Annotated in this window: 2 protein-coding genes and 1 pseudogene; 1 reads left to right on the forward strand and 2 read right to left on the reverse strand. The window is 61.1% G+C overall.

What is annotated here, in order from left to right; translation table 11 throughout:
• Positions 1-445: EVE domain-containing protein (locus tag ABYB95_RS23005; RefSeq protein WP_372662524.1), on the reverse strand; the 445-nt coding region annotated here is incomplete at its 3' end.
• Positions 446-447: 2 nt separating this feature from the next.
• Complete coding sequence (locus tag ABYB95_RS23010; protein WP_372662528.1) at positions 448-822, reverse strand: VOC family protein; 375 nt, start codon at positions 820-822, stop codon at positions 448-450.
• Positions 823-1,250: 428 nt separating this feature from the next.
• Between ABYB95_RS23010 and ABYB95_RS23015 the strand changes: the two are divergent.
• Positions 1,251-1,724: pseudogene (locus ABYB95_RS23015) on the forward strand (PrkA family serine protein kinase); the annotation flags it as partial.

A 1,724-nucleotide genomic window follows, 5' to 3' on the forward strand; every position in this document is an offset into this window, starting at 1 on the left:
CCAGGGCTGCGCTGTCAACCCGCATGGCCCGGGCGATGAGCCGCATATCGGCAGCTGGAATCTGAAACAGGCCAAAGCGAAACGGGTAGCCCCAGCGCTCGCGGTTTTCCACAAACTGCAAACGGTCCAGCAGCGGTGTGATGGGCGCGGCCTGCGCCGACACATAGACCAAATCGCGGCGGAAGGGCACAAAGCCCCCGCCCATGTCCACCGGATATGGCTCGCCGGCGACCACCCGCCCCAGGCTGACAAAACTTTGCAGCCGGTCTTTGCCGCCCATGGTCTGGGCCGGTGCGTAGTAAACCACCCAGTCGCCCGAACACACGCGGGCCAGGGGCGCGCGCTTGCCATGGCAGACCTGCATGAAGCCCGTGGGTTGGTGGTCGCGGCCACGCAGCGCGTGTTCGGCACTGGCCACGGCGATCCAGCAGTTGCTGCTGCCCATGCTCAACCCGGTTGGTGCAGGCCGACCCGGTTGCCTTCGCTGTCCAGCAACTGGGCAAAAAAGCCCATGCCGGGTGGCAAGGCGGTTTTGGGCACCACGACTTCGCCGCCCGCTGCTGGCACACGGGCCAACCAGGCGTCCAGCTGCGGCCCGGTGTTGAGATACACCACGGTGCCCTGCGCGGCGGGTTCCGCCTGCGCGCTTTTCATCAAGGCGCCTCCCACGCCGTCGTCGCCGTGCTCAAACACCGCCATTTCATCGCCCGGTCCGCCAAAGGCTTCGCGCTTCAGAGCGTGCCCGGTGAGGGTGGCGTAGAAGCGCGCTGCGCGGTCCATATCGGACACGGGAATTTCAAACCAGTTCAATGCATGTGCCATCGTCGTTTCCTAAAAAAGTGGTGGAAAAGCGATTGTGTGAACCCCCTGCTGACAACGTGGTGTCAGTAGCTTGTCACCACATCCAACGCAAACTTCGTCACGTATATACAACCAACAGAGTCCGAACATCGCTTGCTTTACACCACAGACGCCACATGGTGCGATGTACCGCGTAGGATGGTGCGAAGGACGCATCAAAGTCGAGGCCGATGCACCGTCCACCACAAGGCCCAAACTGACCCCAGAAATTGGCTTTATTGGTGGCACCGGTTGAGGATGTTTGAGCGAACCTGTTGGTACCGGACCGAGTCCAAGCAGTAGGCATTTGCAGATTCCGATGCAGGACTCGAAAAGCCAGGATTTTTCGACGCATCGAGGTGTCGCGCCGGTGTGACACCGCCCTATGGAGCTTGCTGCCAGGAGGTCACATGGACATCATCAACAGTTTTTCGGCTCGCTATGAGCGCACCCGCGAAGAAGAAATGTCGCTCGAAGACTATCTGACCGAGTGCAAGCGCAACCCCTTGACTTACGCCACCGCCTCCGAGCGCATGCTCAAGGCCATTGGCGAGCCGCAAATGGTGGACACGCGCAACGACCCCCAGCTCTCGCGCATCTTTGCCAACAAGGTCATCAAGATCTACCCGGCTTTTGCCGAGTTCTACGGCATGGAAGAAGCGATCGAGCAAGTGGTCAGCTACTTCCGCCACGCCGCACAAGGGCTGGAAGAACGGAAACAAATTCTTTACCTGCTGGGCCCGGTGGGGGGCGGCAAAAGTTCGATCGCCGAGCGCCTGAAAGCGCTGATGCAAGACGTGCCGTTTTACGCCCTCAAGGGCTCGCCGGTGAACGAGTCGCCGCTGGGCCTGTTCGATCCGGTGGAGGACGGCCCGCTGATGCAA

The organism is Hydrogenophaga sp. (assembly GCF_041633695.1).
In the GTDB taxonomy this organism is placed as follows: Bacteria; Pseudomonadota; Gammaproteobacteria; order Burkholderiales; family Burkholderiaceae_C; genus Hydrogenophaga.